The 19,369-nt window shown below is 71.7% G+C and carries 14 protein-coding genes; 2 read left to right on the top strand and 12 right to left on the bottom strand.

What is annotated here, in order from left to right:
* Positions 1 to 48: 48 nt before the first annotated feature.
* The 6 genes from BCL76_RS08395 to BCL76_RS08420 form a co-directional block, all read right to left on the bottom strand.
* Complete coding sequence (locus BCL76_RS08395) at positions 49 to 609, bottom strand: SCO2584 family spore wall biosynthesis protein (RefSeq protein WP_109778840.1); 561 nt, start codon at positions 607 to 609, stop codon at positions 49 to 51.
* A gap of 77 nt (positions 610 to 686) precedes the next feature.
* A complete protein-coding gene (locus BCL76_RS08400; protein ID WP_109778841.1) occupies positions 687 to 1,964 on the bottom strand; it encodes a glutamate-5-semialdehyde dehydrogenase in 1,278 nt (425 codons plus the stop codon).
* A gap of 263 nt (positions 1,965 to 2,227) precedes the next feature.
* On the bottom strand, positions 2,228 to 2,695 hold the full coding sequence (locus BCL76_RS08405) for a hypothetical protein (RefSeq protein WP_109778920.1): 468 nt from the start codon (positions 2,693 to 2,695) through the stop codon (positions 2,228 to 2,230).
* Positions 2,696 to 2,729: 34 nt separating this feature from the next.
* A complete protein-coding gene (gene proB, locus BCL76_RS08410) occupies positions 2,730 to 3,857 on the bottom strand; it encodes a glutamate 5-kinase (protein ID WP_030757340.1) in 1,128 nt (375 codons plus the stop codon).
* Between the two features lie 91 nt (positions 3,858 to 3,948).
* Positions 3,949 to 4,452 (bottom strand): GtrA family protein, encoded by a 504-nt coding sequence (locus BCL76_RS08415; RefSeq protein ID WP_258309444.1) that lies wholly within the window; start codon positions 4,450 to 4,452, stop codon positions 3,949 to 3,951.
* Complete coding sequence (locus tag BCL76_RS08420) at positions 4,449 to 5,450, bottom strand: glycosyltransferase family 2 protein (protein ID WP_258309445.1); 1,002 nt, start codon at positions 5,448 to 5,450, stop codon at positions 4,449 to 4,451. Before BCL76_RS08420 ends, BCL76_RS08415 begins: the two co-directional genes overlap by 4 nt.
* A gap of 183 nt (positions 5,451 to 5,633) precedes the next feature.
* On the opposite strand from BCL76_RS08420, the gene BCL76_RS08425 reads away from it, so the two are divergent.
* Together BCL76_RS08425 and BCL76_RS08430 are read left to right on the top strand one after the other, a co-directional pair.
* A complete protein-coding gene (locus tag BCL76_RS08425; RefSeq protein WP_109778842.1) occupies positions 5,634 to 8,513 on the top strand; it encodes a bifunctional glycosyltransferase/CDP-glycerol:glycerophosphate glycerophosphotransferase in 2,880 nt (959 codons plus the stop codon).
* Positions 8,510 to 9,682 (top strand): glycosyltransferase, encoded by a 1,173-nt coding sequence (locus tag BCL76_RS08430; protein ID WP_109778843.1) that lies wholly within the window; start codon positions 8,510 to 8,512, stop codon positions 9,680 to 9,682. Before BCL76_RS08425 ends, BCL76_RS08430 begins: the two co-directional genes overlap by 4 nt.
* Positions 9,683 to 9,793: 111 nt before the next feature.
* Here the strand turns inward: BCL76_RS08430 and galE are convergent, their stop codons facing one another.
* The 6 genes from galE to BCL76_RS08460 form a co-directional block, all read right to left on the bottom strand.
* The gene (gene galE / locus BCL76_RS08435; RefSeq protein WP_109778844.1) at positions 9,794 to 10,807 is read right to left on the bottom strand and encodes a UDP-glucose 4-epimerase GalE; all 1,014 of its coding nucleotides are present in this window, start codon (positions 10,805 to 10,807) and stop codon (positions 9,794 to 9,796) included.
* Positions 10,808 to 10,881: 74 nt separating this feature from the next.
* Positions 10,882 to 12,504: a glycosyltransferase family 2 protein gene (locus BCL76_RS08440; RefSeq protein ID WP_109778845.1), complete on the bottom strand. Its 1,623-nt coding sequence runs from the start codon at positions 12,502 to 12,504 to the stop codon at positions 10,882 to 10,884.
* Positions 12,505 to 12,574: 70 nt separating this feature from the next.
* A complete protein-coding gene (gene obgE, locus BCL76_RS08445; protein ID WP_109778846.1) occupies positions 12,575 to 14,020 on the bottom strand; it encodes a GTPase ObgE in 1,446 nt (481 codons plus the stop codon).
* A gap of 167 nt (positions 14,021 to 14,187) precedes the next feature.
* Positions 14,188 to 14,442 (bottom strand): 50S ribosomal protein L27, encoded by a 255-nt coding sequence (rpmA, locus tag BCL76_RS08450; RefSeq protein WP_008738950.1) that lies wholly within the window; start codon positions 14,440 to 14,442, stop codon positions 14,188 to 14,190.
* A 13-nt stretch (positions 14,443 to 14,455) separates the two neighbouring features.
* Entirely contained in the window at positions 14,456 to 14,776 is a 321-nt protein-coding gene (rplU, locus tag BCL76_RS08455; RefSeq protein WP_030384677.1) for a 50S ribosomal protein L21, read from the bottom strand.
* Between the two features lie 298 nt (positions 14,777 to 15,074).
* The gene (locus tag BCL76_RS08460; protein ID WP_109778847.1) at positions 15,075 to 19,136 is read right to left on the bottom strand and encodes an Rne/Rng family ribonuclease; all 4,062 of its coding nucleotides are present in this window, start codon (positions 19,134 to 19,136) and stop codon (positions 15,075 to 15,077) included.
* Positions 19,137 to 19,369: the final 233 nt, after the last annotated feature.

Here is a 19,369-nt window from a genome sequence, read left to right on the forward strand (position 1 = left end):
GCTACAGAGAAGCCCCCAGCTCCAACGTACGGGAATGGGGTCGTACCTTCAGGGTTGGCGAACGGAGGGGTACGTAAACGCGCCGACGCCGGTGACTTCACCCCTGGGGGTACTGGCGGGCGCCGGAGCGGGGTCCGCCTCACCCGAGGCGCTGCGGTAGACGGCGCTGAACGCGAGCGCGACCATGCCGAGGCCCATCACGAAGGCGAGCACCCAGGCGACCGGGCGCAGCCACGGTGCGCGGCCTCGGTACGGGCGCAGGCTGCCGCCGTAGGCCCCGTACGGACCGTCCGTGTATCCGTAGGCACGGTCGCGGTCCCAGCCGTGGTCGTCGTCGTACCCGTCGGGGTGGCCGTATCCGTAGCCGTCGTAGTCGTCGTCGCCCGGCCGGCCTCCGGCCACGGCGCGGGCGGCTTCGGCCTCCGCGCGCGCTCGGTCCGCCGCCCGTTGGCGCTCGGCGGCGCTCGGTTCATGGATCTCGGCGTTCCGGACGAAGTCCTCGTCGAACACCACGGAGGCGAAGTCGTGATCCGCGCCTCCGCGGTCGTCTGCATCGTCTTCGGGGGTCCCATCGTCCGGGAACGGCTTGCCCCCCACGTCGTCCGGCACAGGACCAGCCTAGACCTGAGGGGCCTCCTTGGGCAGGGTGTGCGCCGAATTTCGGCCACACCGCGCTCAGGGGTCGGCTACCGAATGTGACCGTCGCCGGTGACGATGTACTTGGTGGAGGTCAGCTCGGGAAGGCCCATGGGCCCCCTGGCGTGCAGCTTCTGGGTGGAGATACCGATCTCGGCACCGAAGCCGAACTGACCACCGTCCGTGAACCGAGTGGACGCATTCACGGCGACCGTGGTCGAGTCGACCAGTTGGGTGAAGCGGCGCGCGGCGGCCTGGGAGGTGGTGACGATCGCCTCGGTGTGGCCGGAGGTCCAGCGGCGGATGTGGGTGACGGCGTCGTCGAGGGAGTCCACGACCGCGGCGGCGATGTCGTAGGACAGGTATTCGGCGGCCCAGTCCTCGTCCGTGGCGGGCAGGGCGGTGACCTTGCCGCCCTCGGCGGCGGCGAGGACCAGGGCGTCGCCGTGGACGGTGACGCCGGCGTCGGCGAGCGCGTCGAGGGCGCGCGGCAGGAAGGCGTCGGCGATGTCGCGGTGGACGAGGAGGGTCTCGGCGGAGTTGCAGACCGAGGGCCGCTGGGCCTTGGAGTTGATGAGGATGTCCACCGCCATGTCCAGGTCGGCCTGGGCGTCGACGTAGACGTGGCAGTTGCCGGTACCGGTCTCGATGACCGGGACGGTGGATTCCTCGACCACGGTCTTGATGAGGGAGGCGCCACCGCGCGGGATGAGCACGTCGACGAGGCCGCGGGCGCGCATCAGCTCGCGGACGGAGTCGCGGGACTCGCCGGGGACGAGCTGGATCGCGTCGGCGGGCAGGCCGGCGCTCTCGATGGCGTCCCGCAGGATGGCGACGAGCGCGGTGTTGGAGGAGTAGGCGGAGGAACTGCCGCGCAGGAGCACCGCGTTGCCGGACTTGAGGCAGAGGGCGGCGGCGTCGACGGTGACGTTGGGGCGGGCCTCGTAGATGATGCCGACGACGCCGAGCGGGACGCGGATCTGGCGGAGGTCGATGCCGTTGGGGAGGGTGTTGCCGCGGACGACCTCGCCGACGGGGTCGGGGAGGGCGGCGACGTCGCGGACGTCGGAGGCGATGGCGGCGACCCGCTCCGGGGTCAGGGTGAGGCGGTCGATGACGGTCTCGCTGGTGCCGGCGGCGCGGGCCTTGTCCGTGTCCACGGCGTTGGCGGCGATGATCTCGGCCGTACGGGCCTCCAGCGCGTCCGCGATCGCCAGCAGGGCGGTGTCCTTGGTGGACCGCGGGAGTGGGGCGATGGCGGCGGCGGCGGTACGGGACCGGTGCGCGGTGGCGAGGACGGGCGAGGTGGCGGCATCGAGCGAGGTCATGCCGCCCAGGGTAGTCCCCGGCGGGGTGGTGGCCGTGGGGGTTTCCACCCCGCGAGACGGCCTTCGGTCGGGTCGCGGGGTGGGGCCGGTACCGGTCCGTCGCCGTGTGCGGGCACAGGACCGGGGCTCCGCCCCGACCCCGGTCGGTCGGTACCGGTCGGTCGCTGTGTGCGGGCACAAGATCGGGGCTCCGCCCCGGACCCCGCGCCTCGAACGCCGGCGGGGCTGAAATGGGCCGGCGGCAGCTGGGAGGGGGCCCGTGGTCAGTAGGGGTGGACGCCTACCGGGTGGGCCGGGGGTGGGCCGTAGCCTTCCGCCACGCGCTGGTGGTAGGTGGCGCGGTCGATGACCTCCAGGCCGACGATCTCCCACGGCGGGAGCTTCGCCGAGGAGCGGTGTTCGCCCCACAGCCGCAGGGCGACGGCCGCCGCGTCGTGGAGGTCCCGGGCCTCTTCCCAGTAGCGGATCTCCGCGTGGTCGTCGGCGTACCGGCTGGTCAGCAGGAAGGGGTGGTCGTGGGCCAGTTGCTCCAGCCCGCGCCGGACCTCGGACAGCGGGGCCGGCTTGCCGGAGACGCTCAGGGTCACGTGCCACAGGCGTGATGCGTGATCCTGCTCCTCCCCGCCACCGCCGCCGTCACCGTCCCCTGTGCCGACGCTGGTCAGCGCTCGCCTCACCAGCCGCCTCCTGTCTTCGCCACGCGGGTCCGCCCGCCCCTCACAGTTGACCAGTCCACGAGCCGCCGCGCTCCGCTTTTGCCGAACCTCAGCCCTCCAGCAGGACCAGATCGTCCCGGTGGACGACCTCCCGCTCGTACGCGGGTCCGAGTTCCCGCGCGAGCTCGCGAGTGGAGCGGCCGAGGAGCTGCGGGAGCTCCTTGGCGTCGAAGTTGACCAGGCCCCGGGCGACGGCGCGGCCGTCCGCGGAGCGCAGTTCCACCGGGTCCCCGGCGACGAAGTCGCCCTCGACCGCCGCGATCCCTGCGGGCAGCAGCGAGCTGCCGCGCTCGGTGACCGCGCGGACGGCGCCGTCGTCCAGGACGAGGTGCCCCTGCGGGGTCGACGCGTGCTGGAGCCAGAGCAGCCGGTCCGCCGAGCGGCGCCCGGTGGCGTGGAACAGCGTGCCGGTCCCCCGTCCGGCGAGGGCGTCGGCCGCCTGGCTCGCGGAGGTGAGCACCACGGGGATCCCGGCGGCGGCCGCGATCCGGGCCGCCTCGACCTTGGTGACCATGCCGCCGGTGCCGACACCGGCCTTGCCCGCGCTGCCGATGGTGACGTGCGCGATGTCCTCGGGCCCGCGGACCTCTTCGATGCGCGTGGTGCCGGGCTGGGACGGGTCGCCGTCGTAGAGACCGTCCACGTCCGAGAGGAGGACGAGGAGGTCCGCGCGGACGAGGTGGGCGACGAGGGCCGCCAGCCGGTCGTTGTCGCCGAAGCGGATCTCGTCCGTGGCGACGGTGTCGTTCTCGTTGACGACGGGCAGGGCGCCCATGGTCAGGAGCTGGTCCAGCGTCCGGAACGCGTTGCGGTAGTGGGCGCGGCGGCTGGTGTCGTCGGTGGTGAGGAGCACCTGGCCGACGCGGACGCCGTAGCGGGCGAAGGAGGCGGTGTAGCGGGCGACGAGCAGGCCCTGCCCGACGCTCGCCGCGGCCTGCTGCCGGGCCAGGTCCTTGGGGCGCCGGCGCAGGCCGAGCGGGGAGAGTCCGGCGGCGATGGCTCCGCTGGAGACGAGGACGATCTCCTTCTCGCCGCCGCTGCGGGCCTTGGCGAGGACGTCGACGAGCGCGTCCACCCGGTCGGCGTCGAGTCCGCCCGCCGCGGTGGTCAGGGAGGAGGAGCCGACCTTGACCACGATCCTGCGGGCGTCCACGACACCTTGCCTAGCCGCTGACACGTCTGTCCCCTTGCCCCTTGCCGAAATGCCTGTCGCCGAGATGCCTGCCGTCTCAATCTACGGGGTGGGCACCCGGGGCTGCTCGGGGGTTTCAGACCCTGGACGAAGAGTCCGTCGAGGACCCCGCCGAAGACCCCGCGGCAGGTCCCGCCGCGGGTCCCGCCGACGACCCCGCCGCGGGTCCCGCCGCGACGGGAGGGGCCTGCTCCGCCCGGGCGGCACCCGGGACGAGGATCTTGCGGGAGAGCAGGAAGGTGAACGGGATGGCCACGACCGCCGCGACCAGCGGGGCGATCCGGGTGTCCATCCCGGCCCAGGTCACCAGCGCGTAGAGGCCGACGGACTGGATGACGAAATTGGTGATGTTCGTCAGCGGGAAGAGGAAGAACTTCTTCCAGGTCGGTCGGGTCCGGTAGGTGAAGTAGGTGTTCATGAAGAACGAGCCGACCATCGCCAGGACGAAGGCGAGCGCGTAGGCGGCGAAGTACGGCATCCACGGGTGCAGGAGCAGGTAGATGACGAAGAAGGTGCCGGTGTTGACCCCGCCCACGAGGGCGAATCTGAGCACCTGGCCGAGCTGTTCCTTGCGGCTCATCGGGTGCTGCGCTCCACGATCGTGGGCTCGGCGACCGGGACCGCCGGCCGGTCATCGGTCCGCGGGAGCGGCTGTGCTCCGTGCGATTCCTTCACCAGGAAGTGCGGCCTGCGCTTGGCTTCGTAGTAGATGCGGCCGATGTACTCGCCGATCAGGCCCAGCATGATCAACTGCACGCCGCCCAGGCCGGTGATGATGGCCACGAGGGTGACGTACCCCGGGGACTCGACGCCGTTGGTGATCGCCACGATCGTGATCCACAGGGCGTAAAGACCGGTCAGGGCGACCAGCGACACGCCGAACCAGATCCCGATCCGCAGCGGCTTGTTGTTGAAGGAGATCAGGCCGTCCATGCCGTAGTTCAGCAGGGCGCCGAACTTCCACTTCGTCTCGCCGGCCTCGCGCTGCGCGTTGCGGTAGTCGAAGTGGACGGTGTCGAAGCCGATCCAGGAGAACAGGCCCTTGGAGAAGCGGTTGTACTCCGGCAGCGACAGCAGGGCGTCCACGGCCGGGCGCGAGAGCATGCGGAAATCGCCGACGCCGTCGGTGAGCTCCACGTCGACCCAGCGGTTGACCCCCCGGTAGTAGAGGGTGCTGAGGGCGGAACGGAGTTTCTTGTCACCCTCGCGCGTGCGGCGGGCGATGATCTGGTCATGTCCCTGCCGGTAGTGCTCCAGCATGGTCGCGATGAGTTCCGGCGGGTGCTGGAGGTCCGCATCCATGATCACCACGGCGTCGCCGGTGGCTTCGCGCAGGCCGGCGAGCATGCCGGCCTCCTTGCCGAAGTTCCGGCTGAAGGAGACGTAGCGGGTCTCCTCGCCGTGTTCGGCGGCGATCTTCCGGAGTTTGGCGAGGGTGCCGTCGCGGCTTCCGTCGTCGACGTAGCAGACCTCGTACTCGACGGGGAGGGCGTCCAGGACCCTACGGATCTCCACGTCGAAGCTGTCGATGACGGCCTCTTCGTTGTAGCAAGGGACAACTACGGACAGCTTCGTCATGAACACTTCCTGCTGGATCCGAACGGGTGATTGTCGGCGGCCGGACCCACCTCTCACCTCTTCCTTAGAAGTATGCACGGCGAGGGTCGGACGGGCGTCGGGCTGCCGGAGTCGCGGGCGGCACACGGTAGCGTGGACGAGATAAGCGGAATCAGCTCAACGTAACGAAACGAAGGGATCGAGGTGCACGTGCCCGACGTCTCCGTGGTCGTCATCGTCTACAACGACGCAGAGCGTCTGCCGACAGCAGTCCGGTCGGTTCTGGACCAAACCCTGCACAGCGTCGAAGTCGTGATCGTCGACGACTGCAGCAAGGACCGCTCGTACGCGGTCGCCCAGGAACTGGAATCCGCACATCCGGGGAGAGTGCGCGCCTTCCAGCTGCCGGAGAACAGCGGCGGCTGCGGTGCGCCGCGCAACCACGGCATCCAGCAGGCCACCGGAACGTATGTGATGTTCCTCGACAGCGACGACGTGCTGGAGCGCAACGCCTGCCGGAACATGCTGGACGCCGCCGAGCGGACCGGATCCGACCTGGTCTCGGGCATGTGCGTACGCGTGCACCTCGACAACCGGTGGGGCAAGACCACCGAGTGGTACCCCTGGATCTACTCGCGCACGCGCACCCTGGAGTCGATCACCGAGTACCCCGACCTGCTGGTCTACGACACCCTCTCCACGAACAAGTGCTACCGGCGCGCGTTCCTGCTGGAGCAGGGCCTTCAGTTCCCGGTCGGCATCCACTACGAGGACCTGCTGTTCTCCGCGCAGGCCTACGTGGCCGCCCGCCGCATCACGCTGATCCCGAACCACGTCTACTTCTGGAACGTGGTCGAGAAGGCCGCGGCCCTGTCGATCAGCAACCGGCGCCACGAGATCGCGAACTTCGTCCACCGGATGGAGATCCACCGCCGCGTCGACGCCCTGCTGGCCGAAAAGGGCCACACGGACATCAAGTCCGCGAAGGACGCCAAGTTCCTCAAGCACGACCTGGTGCTCCACCTGCGCGACCTGCCGCTGCTGAGCGACGAGTACCGCCAGGAGTTCGCCCGCCTCGCCAACGGCTACCTCGCGGGCATCGACCCGACCGCGTACGAGAACGTCACCTACCTCCAGGCGATCTGCGCGTACCTGCTCGGCAAGGAGGACTGGGACAACCTGCTCCCGGCCGCCGACGCCATGACCAACAAGGGCCGGCTCACCTCCCCGCTCGCCGAGCGCGACGGCCGCGTCTACTGGTGCGCGCAGCACATCGACGGTCCCGACGCCGACGAGGCCCGCCGGATACTGGACGTCACCGAGCAGGCCTTCCACACCACGCCGCTCACCTCCCTCACCCTGGGCAACCGGCTCACCTCCTACGAGGACGACGGCCGCGGCACGGTCACCATGTCCGGCTCCGTCGTGAATCCGCTGCGCCGGATCCCGGCCGACGCGGACCTGAAGGCCACGCTCGAATTCCGGGCCCGCCGGCAGATCGGCGTGCGGTCCTTCAGCTTCCCGGTGGAAACCGTCCGCCACACCGGTGACACGATCGAGTGGACCGGTACCGCCGACGTCGCGGGCACTGTCCGCCCGCTCGGCATCATCGACGCCGTCTGGGACGTCCGCCTCAAGCTGACCGCGGGTGGCGAGCGGATCATCACCCGTGTCGCGATCGGCGGGGTCGACCTGGAGTCGGCGACCCGGCTGCGCGTACGCCCGCGCCTGACCCGGCTGGTCTCCGACCGCTTCGGGCCCCAGATGACCAAGAAGGGCAATCTCAGCTACGTGCTGAGCGCCGAGGGCGCCGCCGCCGTCCGCACCCAGTCGCTGATCAACAACGCCATACAGGGCAAGGCGGCCGGCGTGGTCAAGCGGGGCCTGCGCAAGGCGCTGCGGGCCCGCCGGAACATCGGCTCCGGCGAGCAGAAGGTGAAGATCTACCACGAGGTCTTCTCGAAGCTGCCGATCAAGAAGGGCACGGTCGTCTTCGAGAGCCACATGGGCAAGCAGTACAGCGACAGCCCGAAGGCGATCTACGAGGAGCTCGTCCGCCAGGGCGCGCCGTTCGAGGCGATCTGGTCCTACGCGGGCGCCAAGCCCACCGGCTTCCCCAAGGAGGCCACCCTGGTCCGACGCTGGGGCTGGCAGTACCTGCGCGCCCTCGCCCAGGCCGAGTACTGGGTCGACAACCAGGGCTTCCCGCTGGCACTGGCCAAGCGCCCGGGGACCACGTACATCCAGACCTGGCACGGCTCGGCGCTCAAGCGGATGGGCTTCCACGAGCCCCGCACCAAGGCGCAGGGTCGGGCCGGCCAGGCCCGCTTCCAGGCGGCCGTCGACCGCTTCGACCACTTCCTGATCCGCTCCGAGCACGACACCCGGACCCTCGCCAAGGGCTTCCGGCTGCGGGACGAGGTGCTGCTGCGCACGGGCTACCCGCGCAACGACGCCCTCGTCGAGGCGCACCGGACCGAGTCGCACAGCGGTGAGCGGGTCCGCGGGCCCCTCGCGGGCGAGCTCGGCATCGACCCGGACAAGAAGGTGCTGCTGTACGCGCCGACCTTCCGGGCGGGCGCGGACGGCGCGGTGGAGGGCTTCACCTTCCCCTTCGACGTGGAGGAGTTCGCCGACCGGCTCGGTGACCGCTTCACGCTGCTGGTGCGGACCCACTACCTCAACAGCGTCTCGCTGCCGCCGTCCGTGGCGGGCCGGGTCATCGACGTGTCCCGCCACCACGACATCACCCCGCTGCTGGCCCTCGCCGACGGTCTGATCACCGACTACTCGTCCGTGATGTTCGACTACGCGGTCCTGGACCGGCCGATGGTGTTCTTCGCGTACGACTACGAGAAGTACTCCACCGACATCCGCGGCACGTACTTCGACCTGAAGGAGAAGGCCCCGGGCCCGGTGGTCGCCACGGCGGACGAACTCCTGCAGGCGCTCGCCGCCTTCGAGGAGGCGGACGTCAAGTACGCCCAGGCACGGCAGCGGTTCCTCGCCGAGTTCGGCGAGTACGACCGTGGGGACGCGGCCCGCCAGATCGTCGAGAAGTTCTTCACCAGGAGCGGCAAGTGAACCAGCAGACCGTCGCTCCGGGCGGCCGTGACATCTTCATCGTCTCCAACAACGTCGACGAGATCGGCGGCGTGACCACCTGGTCTCACCAGATGGCCCGGCAGTTCACCGACCGAGGCCACCGGGTGCACATCGTGGGCATCGCCCCGGTCGCCGACGACATCCGGCAGAAGCTCCCGCAGGGCCTGCCGTACGAGACGACCACGCTCTACGCGGCGCACCCGCCGTCGGCCCGCCGGCTGCGCGGGATCAAGGGCCGGCTGAACGCGCCCGAGCGGCGCCGCCAGGCGGCCCGGCGGGCGCAGATGCGGGCCAAGGCCGAGCAGCTGAGCGAGCTGCTGCGGGCGGCCCGGCCGGGCGGTGTCGTCATCGTCACCCAGGTCTGGGCGATGGAGTGGGTGGCGCTCGCCGACACCAAGGGGCTCACCGTCATCGGGATGAGTCACGAGTCGTTCGAGGCCAGCCAGAAGTCCACCCGCGGGGAGCGGGTCCGCCGCTTCTACCCGCAGGTCGACCGGCTGCTGGTGCTGACCGGCGAGGACGCGGACCTGTGGATCCGGGCGGGCATGGAGAACGTGGGGAGCATGCCGAACCCGCTGCCCTTCATGCCCGACTCCCCCGCACCGCGCACCGAGAAGGTCGTGGCCTGCGTCGGCCGTCTCGCCTTCGAGAAGGGCGTCGACCTGCTGCTCGACACCTGGGCGGACGTCGCGCCGCACCACCCCGACTGGACCCTGCGGATCTACGGGGCGGGCGTGGAGGAGGCCATGCTGAAGGCGCACTGCACCTCGCTGGGCCTGGACGACTCCGTGGAGTGGATGGGCAGCACCGACGACGTGCTGGGCGCCCTGCGCGGCGCCTCGGTCTTCGCGCAGGCCTCACGGGCCGAGGGCTTCCCCATCACCCTGCTGGAGGCGATGGCGGCGGGCGTGCCGGCGGCCGCCTTCGACTGCGCGCCGGGCGTGCGGGAGATCGTCGAGCACGGCGAGGACGGGCTGCTGGCCCGACTGGGCAACACGATGGAGCTGGCCGGACACCTGCGGGTGCTGATCTCCGACCGCGAGCTGCGCGACCGGCTCGGGGACAACGCCTTCCGCTCGGTGCAGCGCTACTCCAGCCCCGAGATCACCGACCGGTGGGAAGAGCTGTTCTCCTTCCTGGAGCGCTGAGCGCGCCGGCCCGCGCACATGTGGAGCAGCCCGCCCCGGACACGTCCGGGGCGGGCTGCTCCACATACGGGCTCCACGTACGGGCTCGCCGTACGGCTCGGCTTCGACCGGTCAGGGCTTGTGGACGTCCCGGTGGGCGTCCTTGCGGGCCACCTTGTTGGCCTCCCAGCCCGCCCAGGCGGAGACGACCATCTCCTGGACGTCGTGCCGGGCCTGCCAGCCCAGCTCGCTGGTGATCCGGTCGGCGGACGCCACGACCTTCGCCGGGTCGCCGGGGCGGCGCGGGCTGATCACCGGGGCGATGTCGTGCCCGGTGTTCTTGTTCAGCAGCTCGACCATCTCGGCGACGGAAACGCCCTCGCCCCGCCCGATGTTGACGGTGAGGTCCTTGTAATCGCCGGCCGCGGCCCACTCGGCGAGCTTGCGGGCGGCCGCCACGTGGGCCTCCGCGAGGTCCTCCACGTGGATGTAGTCGCGGATGCAGGTGCCGTCCGGGGTCGGGTAGTCGTCACCGAAGATCTTGGCGCCCTGGCCGGCGTCGTACCGCTCGAAGACCATCGGGACCAGGTTGAAGACGCCGGTGTCCGCGAGCTCGGGGACCGCCGCGCCCGCCACGTTGAAGTAGCGCAGGCAGGCGGTGGAGATGCCGTGCGCCTTGCCCGCGGCGCGCACCAGCCACTCCCCGGCCAGCTTCGTCTCGCCGTAGGGGCTCAGCGGCCTGCACGGGGTGTCCTCGGTGACCAGGTCGACGTCGGGCATGCCGTAGACGGAGGCGGAGGAGGAGAAGAGGAAGTTGCGGATGCCCGCGTCGGCCACGGCCTGGAGCAGGACGGAAAGGCCCTGCACGTTCTCCTGGTAGTAGTACATCGGCTTCTCGACGGACTCGCCGACCTGCTTCTTGCCCGCGAGGTGCACCACGCCGGTGATCTTGTGCGCGCGGATGACCTTCTCCAGGTCCAGCCGGTCGAGGACGGAGCCGACCACCAGCGGGACGCCTTCCGGTACGCGGTCCTCGTCACCCGTGGAGAGGTCGTCGAAGACGACGACCTCCTCCCCCGCGAGCCGCATCGCGCGGACGACGTGCGCGCCGATGTATCCGGCGCCGCCGGTGATCAGAAACGTCATGGTGTCTCCTTGGTCCTGTCCGACTTCGGGATGAAGAGCGCGGCGGGTGACGGCCCCGGCCCGGGGCCCCCGCCTCAGGGTCGGTCCGCCCCGCGGCCCGCCCGGGCCCGGTCGAGGCGGTTGCGTACGAGATACAGCGCGCCCTCCGCGCCCGGCGCGAGGCGCAGCGCGAGTGCGCCGGCCCCCGTCCGGTAGGGCTGCGCCAGCAGAACACCGTACCGGCTGCTGGGCAGGGCCCGACGGCGAAGCAGTCGACCCCGGGGGCGCAAGGAGGTGAACACCGAGCTCCCGTCGGCACACCGCACGCCCACCCCGACGTTCCACGCCTGCATCCTGCGCAGCCCCTGGCGGCGGCCCGTGACGGCGAGGTCGGCGAGACGGAACGGCAGGACGGCGGCCCAGCCTCCGTCGGTGGCGGGGTGCAGCTCGACCGGCTGGGCGAGGACCGCCGCGCCGCCCGCCCGGGGTACGAAGCTCAGCTGCGCGGTGACGGGCCCGGCCTCGGCCAGGCGCCCGTACAGGTCGTGCACGCGGATCCGGACGGCTGAGCGGCCGGCCGGTTCCGCGTCGACGGTGACGGGCAGCTCATCCACCGGCAGCCCGGACAGCCCGACCAGCTCGACCGGCAGCTCCTCGCTCCACACCGGAGCTCCGGTGGGACCGGTCGCGTACGGGGGCAGCAGCCTCGGCGGTTCGGCGGCCAGCCGGGTGAGGCGCTCGACGTCGGCGGGCGGGGTCGCGCTCGCGCGCAGCAGCGAAACGATCCAGCGGGCGTGGGCCGCCGCGGACTCGATGTCGGCCTCGGGGAAGGTGGCGACGTACTCGCGGGTCAGGGTCCACCAGGCGGCCTGGTACTCGGGGTCCCGGCCGAGCTCGCGCAGGTACATGCGCAGGTCGTACTCCAGGAACTTCACCCGGCAGGCGCTGCCCAGCACCGGGGAGGCCTCCGCGAGGATCCCGGCGGCCGTGCGGTGGGCCTCGATGCGGGAGCGCCAGTTCCCGACGTCCTTGCGGTCCAGGGAGATCGACACCTGGGCGGCGCTGCGGCGCACGTGCCACACGTAGACGAGCTCGCCGGTGACGGCGATGCGGGGGGCCGCGGCGAGCACGCGGGCGGTGAAGACGAAGTCCTCGTAGATGAACCGACCGTCGGGGAAGCGCAGGTCGTGTTCCTCGAGGAAGGCGCGCGCGTACAGCTTGTTGACGCAGAGGGTGTCGCGGACGAGATCGGGCCGGTCCACCGGCCGCTCGATCACCTCGCCCGAGGTGTGCAGTCCGGGCATCCACGGCACGTCGTGCCTCAGGGGCAGCTCACGCCGTACCGCAGCGCCCACGGTCACCGGGGCGCCGTGCTCCTCGGCGGTGCGCACCAGGGCGTCGGCGGCTCCCGGCGGCAGGACGTCGTCGCTGTCCAGGAAGAGGACGTACCGGCCGGAAGCAGCCGCGATCCCGTCGTTGCGCGGGGTGCCGCACCCCCCGCTGTTCTCCGTCCGGTGCACGACCTTGAGGCGGGGGTGGACGGCGGCCAGTTCGTCGAGCACCCGCGCGGTGCCGTCGGACGAGGCGTCGTTCACCGCGATGACCTCGGTGACCACCGGACCCTGGGCGAGGGCCGAGGAAACGGCCTCGCCCACGAGCCCGGCGTCGTTGTACGCGATGACCACGACGGAAACCGTGGGGAGGTTGCTGCTGTTCACCCGGAAGATCCTAGGCGACCCACATAAAGGGACCTTCAAACCTTCCGGGCGCAAGTCCCTCGGGAGGGGATCAGAACGGCTTGAATTCGTCGTATTCCTGCTGCGCGGAGTCCCCGCGACGGGCGTCCTTCTCCTTGCGGCGCGTCGTGGCCGGGCGCGGAGCGTCCAGGCGGTGGTCCTCGCCGCGGCGGCCCAGCATCTCGGCGCCGGCCATCATGGTCGGCTCCCAGTCGAAGACGACGGAGTTCTCGTCGGAACCGATGGCTACGCCGTCACCGGCGCGGGCGCCGGCCTTCTTGAGCGCGTCCTCGACACCGAGGCGGTTGAGGCGGTCGGCCAGGTAGCCGACGGCCTCGTCGTTGTTGAAGTCGGTCTGGCGGACCCAGCGCTCCGGCTTCTCGCCGCGCACCTTGTAGACGTCCTCGGCCTCGTCGTAGGTGACGGTGAAGCCGGCGTCGTCCACGGCCTTCGGGCGGATGACGATACGGGTCGCCTCCTCCTTCGGCTTGCGGGCGCGGGCCTTGGCGATGACCTCGGCGAGGAAGTAGGAGAGCTCCTTCAGACCCGTACGGGCGACCGCGGAGACCTCGAACACCTTGTAGCCGCGGGCCTCCAGGTCCGGGCGGACCATGTCGGCGAGCTCTTGGCCGTCCGGGATGTCGACCTTGTTCAGGACGACGAGACGCGGACGCTTCTCCAGGCCGCCGCCGTAGAGCCTCAGCTCCTCCTCGATGACGTCGAGGTCGGCGATCGGGTCGCGGTCGGACTCCAGCGTGGCGGTGTCCAGGACGTGCACCAGCACCGAGCAGCGCTCGACGTGACGCAGGAACTCCAGGCCCAGGCCACGGCCCTGGCTGGCGCCGGGGATCAGGCCCGGGACGTCGGCGATCGTGTAGACGGTCGAGCCGGCCGTGACGACGCCCAGGTTCGGGACGAGGGTGGTGAAGGGGTAGTCCGCGATCTTCGGCTTGGCCGAGGAGAGCACCGAGATCAGCGAGGACTTACCGGCGCTCGGGAAGCCGACCAGCGCCACGTCGGCGACGGTCTTCAGCTCCAGGACGATGTCGCCGGTGGTGCCGGGGACGCCGAGGAGCGCGAAGCCGGGGGCCTTGCGGCGGGCGGAGGAGAGCGCGGCGTTGCCGAGGCCGCCGCGGCCGCCCTCGCCCGCGACGTAGGTGGTGCCCTGGCCGACGAGGTCGGCGAGGACGTTGCCCTCCTTGTCGAGGACGACGGTGCCGTCCGGCACGGGCAGGACCAGGTCCTGGCCGTCCTTGCCGGAGCGGTTGTCGCCGGCGCCGGGCTGGCCGTTGGTGGCCTTGCGGTGGGGGCTGTGGTGGTAGTCCAGCAGGGTGGTGATCGCCTGCTCCACCACCAGGATGACGTCGCCGCCACGGCCGCCGTTGCCGCCGTCGGGGCCGCCCAGCGGCTTGAACTTCTCCCGGTGAACGGAGGCGCAGCCGTGGCCCCCGTTACCCGCGGCGACATGCAGCTCGACGCGGTCCACGAAGGTGGTCATGGGTGTTCCTCCAGATACATACGGGAATGTCCCGGGCAGGCCTTGCTGCCCATTAAACGTGTCTGTATGACAACGCGCCGAGGGCGGACCTCTCTTCCCGGCTTACGCCGGGAAGAGCTGAGATCCGCCCTCGGGAAGTTACGAACGCTCGATCAGCCGAAGCTGGATCAGGCGGCCGGAACGATGTTGACGACCTTGCGGCCACGGTGCGTGCCGAACTGGACCGCACCGGCCTGCAGCGCGAACAGCGTGTCGTCGCCACCACGACCGACACCCGCACCCGGGTGGAAGTGGGTGCCGCGCTGGCGGACGAGGATCTCGCCGGCGGAAACGACCTGACCGCCGAAGCGCTTCACGCCGAGCCGCTGGGCATTGGAGTCGCGCCCGTTCCGGGTGGACGATGCGCCCTTCTTGTGTGCCATGTCTCAGTCCCTCTTACTTCGCAGCCGCGGGGATACCGGTGACCTTGATCGCCGTGTACTGCTGGCGGTGACCCTGGCGACGGCGGTAGCCGGTCTTGTTCTTGTAGCGCAGGATGTCGATCTTGGCGCCCTTGTGGTGGTCCACAATCTCGGCCGTGACCTTGATGCCGGCCAGGACCCACGGGTCGCTGGTCACGGCTTCGCCGTCGACAACGAGCAGGGTCGAGAGCTCGACCGTGTCGCCAACCTTGGCAGTGGAAATCTTGTCAACCTCAACGATGTCGCCGACAGCAACCTTGTGCTGGCGACCACCGCTGCGCACGATGGCGTACACGCGGATCTCTCTCTCACTCGGGACGAATGCTCCTGAAGCCAGCCGCTCAGGCAAGCCCCACCACGAAGGCGGGACCGCACGGATCCGGATTGGACGAGCGGCCTCTCGCGCCCGACGCTTGCGCGTACGGAACGTGAGGAAGGTGCTCAGGAGCGCGGCACGCACGGGGACGTCAATCGCCCAAACATGCCGACGGTCTAGGTTACGGGGCCGGTTCCGGAGGGTCAAACCGGGCCCCTACGGCCGTGGGCCCCGCCACTCGGCGGGGCCCACGAACGCGGTGTCACTCAGCGGTGAATCAGGCCTCGGTCGGAGCCGAGACGGACGGGAGCGTCTGCTGCTCCGCCGCCGCGGTCTTCTTCGTCGCCCGCTTCGTCGCGGTCTTCTTGGTCGTGGCCGCCTTCTTGGCCACGGTCTTCTTGGCGGCCGCCGCCTTCTTGGCCGGGGCCTTCTTCGCCGCGGTCGCCTTCTTGGCCGGAGCCTTCTTGGCGGCCTTCTTGGCCGGGGCGGCCTCCTCGACCACCGGGGCGGCTTCCTCGGCCGGCGCCGGGGCAGCTGCCTCCTCGACCACCGACGGGGCCTCGACGACCACCACGGCGGCCTCCGCAGCGCCGGCCGGGGAACCGGCGGGCGCGGTGGCCTTACGGGTCGCACGACGGCGCGGACGGGCCGGAGCGGCCTCCACGACGGGGGCCTCCTCGACCTCGGCGACGGCGACGACCTCGGGCTCGGGCTCGACGACGGGCTCCGGCTCCGGCACGACGACCGGCTCCGGCTCCGGGGCCACCTCGGCCGCGGGGGCCGGGGCACCCGCCGGGGCGGTGGCCTTACGGGTCGCACGGCGACGCGTACGGCCCTTCGGCGCGGCGTCCTCGACCGCCTCCACGACCGGAGCGACCTCGGCGGTCTCGGCGACCGGAGCCGCCTCGGCCACGAACTCGGGAGCCGGCTCCAGCACCGTCTCGGCCGGCGCGGTCACCGGCTCGTCGACGACCACGGCGGCCGGGGCCTGGACCGGAGCCGCCGCACCGCGCGGGGCGCCCGCCGGAGCGGTGGCCTTACGGGTCGCACGGCGCCGGTTGCGGCGACCGCTGATGCCCGCGGCGGCCTCGGCCTCGGCCGGGCTGCTGTAGAGCTCCTCGTCCGCGACGAACTCCGGCTCGGGCAGGGCCCGCGGCGCGGCGGCCTCGGCAGCCACCTCGGCCTCGGACTCGAAGCCGCCGTCGACGGACTCGACCGTCTCGACGTCGTGGTCGTGCTGGTCGAACTCGGTGCGGCCACCGCGGCGCTTGGAGCGCTTGCCGTTGCCACCGCCGCCGACCACGGTCGGGGTCTCCATGTGGACGATGACACCGCGGCCGTTGCAGTGGACGCAGGTCTCGGAGAAGGACTCCAGCAGACCCTGGCCCACCCGCTTGCGGGTCATCTGGACCAGGCCCAGCGAGGTGACCTCGGCCACCTGGTGCTTCGTACGATCGCGGCCCAGGCACTCCAGCATGCGGCGCAGGACCAGGTCGCGGTTGGACTCCAGGACCATGTCGATGAAGTCGATGACGACGATGCCGCCCAGGTCCCGCAGCCGCAGCTGACGCACGATCTCCTCGGCCGCCTCCAGGTTGTTCCTGGTGACGGTCTCCTCGAGGTTGCCGCCCTGACCGGTGAACTTGCCGGTGTTGACGTCGATGACGATCATCGCCTCGGTCTTGTCGATCACAAGCGAGCCGCCCGAGGGCAGCCACACCTTGCGGTCGAGCGCCTTGGCGAGCTGCTCGTCGATCCGGTACGTCGCGAAGACGTCGACCTCGGAGGTCCAGCGGGACAGCCGGTCGGCCAGGTCCGGGGCCACGTGGTTCACGTAGCCGTGGATGGTCTCCCAGGCGCCGTCACCGCTGACGATGACCTTCGAGAAGTCCTCGTTGAAGATGTCGCGCACGACGCGGACGGTCATGTCCGGCTCGCCGTACAGCAGGCTCGGCGAAGACGTCGAGATCTGCTTCGACTTCTTCTGGATGTCCTCCCACTGGGCCTGCAGACGCTCGACGTCGCGGCGCAGCTCGTCCTCGCTCGCGCCCTCGGCGGCGGTGCGCACGATGACGCCCGCGTCCTCGGGGACGATCTTCTTGAGGATGGTCTTCAGACGCGCGCGCTCGGTGTCGGGCAGCTTGCGGCTGATGCCGGTCATCGAGCCCTCGGGCACGTAGACCAGGTAGCGGCCGGGCAGCGAGACCTGGCTGGTCAGGCGGGCGCCCTTGTGACCGATCGGGTCCTTGGTGACCTGGACCAGGACCGACTGGCCGGACTTGAGGGCGGACTCGATGCGGCGCGGCCCGTTGGCCATGCCGAGCGCCTCGAAGTTGACCTCACCGGCGTACAGGACCGCGTTGCGGCCCTTGCCGATGTCGATGAACGCGGCCTCCATCGACGGCAGCACGTTCTGGACCTTGCCCAGGTAGACGTTGCCGACGTACGAGGTGGCTTCTTCCTTGTTGACGTAGTGCTCGACGAGCACGTTGTCCTCGAGGACACCGATCTGGGTGCGCTCGCCGGCCTGACGGACGACCATGACGCGCTCGACGGCCTCGCGGCGGGCCAGGAACTCGGCCTCGGTGATGATCGGGACGCGGCGGCGGCCCTGCTCGCGGCCCTCGCGGCGACGCTGCTTCTTCGCCTCCAGACGGGTCGAGCCCTTGATGGACTGCACCTCGTCGGACGGCTCGGCCTTCTCGCGCGCCGGGCGCGGCTCGCGGACCTTGACGACGGTACGCACACCGTCCTCGTCGCCCGCCTCGGTCGCCTCGGCGGCGCCCTCGCCACTGCGACGGCGACGACGGCGGCGACGACGGCTGGAGCTGGAACCGAGGGCCTCGTCGGACTCCTCGTCCTCTTCCTCGTCGGTGTCCCGCTCGGCGGCGTCCTGCTCGGCGGTCTCGGCCTCGTCCTCGGCGGACTCGTCGAGGTCGGCGGACTCACCGCGACGGCGGCGACGGCCACCACGACGGCGGCGGCGCGACGGGCGCTCGCCCGACTCGTCGCCCTCTTCGAACTCGGCGGACTCCTCGTCGAGCTCGGCGGCCTCGGCCTCCGGCTCCTCCTCCGCGAGCACCTCGGGCAGGGAGACCGGGGCGGACTCGGCGGCCGGCGCGGACTCGGCGGCGCCGCGTCCACGGCGCCGGCGACGGCCGGCGGGCTGCGCGACGGGGGCCGCGGTGACCTCGGCCTCGACCTCGGTCTCCGCCTCCTCCTCGACCTCTTCGGCGGCGCGCGCCGCCGCGGCGGCCATGGCCGCGGTCTCGGGGGTCTGGAACATCGGCTCGGCGAAGACCGGGGCCTGGAAGACGGCGACGGCGGGACGAGCGGCACGGCGGGCGCGGGCCGGGGCGGCGGGCTCGGCGCTCTCGGCGACGGGCTGCGGAGCGGCGGCCGGAGCGGCGGAGCGGGTGGCGCGGCGGCGGCCGCCACGCTTGGGCGAGTCCACGGCGTCGGCGACGGTCACGGCGCGGGCGGCCTTCGGGGCCTCCTCCACGACGGGAGCGGGCTCGGCGGCGGGAGCCTCGGCGACGGCCTCGGCGGCCGGAGCGGCGACGGCGCGGGTGGCGCGACGACGGGCACGCGGAGCGGGAGCGGCCGGGGCCTCCTCCTCGACCACGGGCGCGGCCGGGGCCTCGGGCGCGGCAGCCACGGCGGCCGGAGCCTCGACCACGGCGGCGGTCTCGGTGGCCGGAGCGGCGACGGCGCGGGTGGCACGACGACGGGCACGCGGAGCGGGAGCGGCCGGAGCCTCCTCCTCGACCACGGGCGCGGGAGCCTCGACGGCCGGAGCCTCAGCCACGGCGGCGGTCTCGGCGGCCGGGGCGGTCACGGCGCGGGTGGCACGACGACGGGCACGCGGAGCCGGAGCGGCCGGAGCCTCCTCCTCGACCACGGGCGCGGCCGGGGCCTCGGGCGCGGCAGCCACGGCGGCCGGAGCCTCCGGGGCGGCGACGGCGCGGGTGGCACGGCGGCGGGTCCGCGGCGCGGGAGCGACGGGCTCCTCGGCGACGGCGGCAGCAGCGGGAGCGGCGGCGACGGGCTCGGCGGCCGGGGTGTCGGCCACGACGGCCTCGGCGGCCGGGGTCACCGGGGCGGCCACGGCGCGGGTCGCACGGCGGCGGGGACGAGCCGGGGCGGCGGCCGGAGCGGCCTCTTCGGCGGCGGCGGCCGGGGCGGCCTCGGTCACCGGGGTCGTCTCGGCGGCGGCGCCACCGGGCGGGCCCGCGGGCCGGGAAGCGGCACGGCGGCGACGACGCGGCGGCAGGTTGTCGCTGGGGCTGCCGTTGTCGGCGCTACCAGCAGAAGTGGTGTCGTTTTCGTTGTTGAGCATTGCGGGCGGTTCTCCCGTCACGCTCCCGGGCGCCGCGGCTGACTTCCGGTCCGGCACGGCTCCGCGTAATGAGCGCGGAACCGGCCTCCGGGGCGCGTTCGCCACACGGGAGCTGTAGTCCATGGCCGCCGGTTCCGTACGTGTTGTCCGTACGGCCTGGCGGAAGTCTTCAGGTCGGTGCGCGGCCCGACCCAGGTGGCTCCCGAGTACCAGGGCTGCGCGACGACGGCGTT

The sequence above is a fragment of the Streptomyces sp. CG 926 genome, from assembly GCF_003148825.1.
GTDB lineage: Bacteria > Actinomycetota > Actinomycetes > Streptomycetales > Streptomycetaceae > Streptomyces.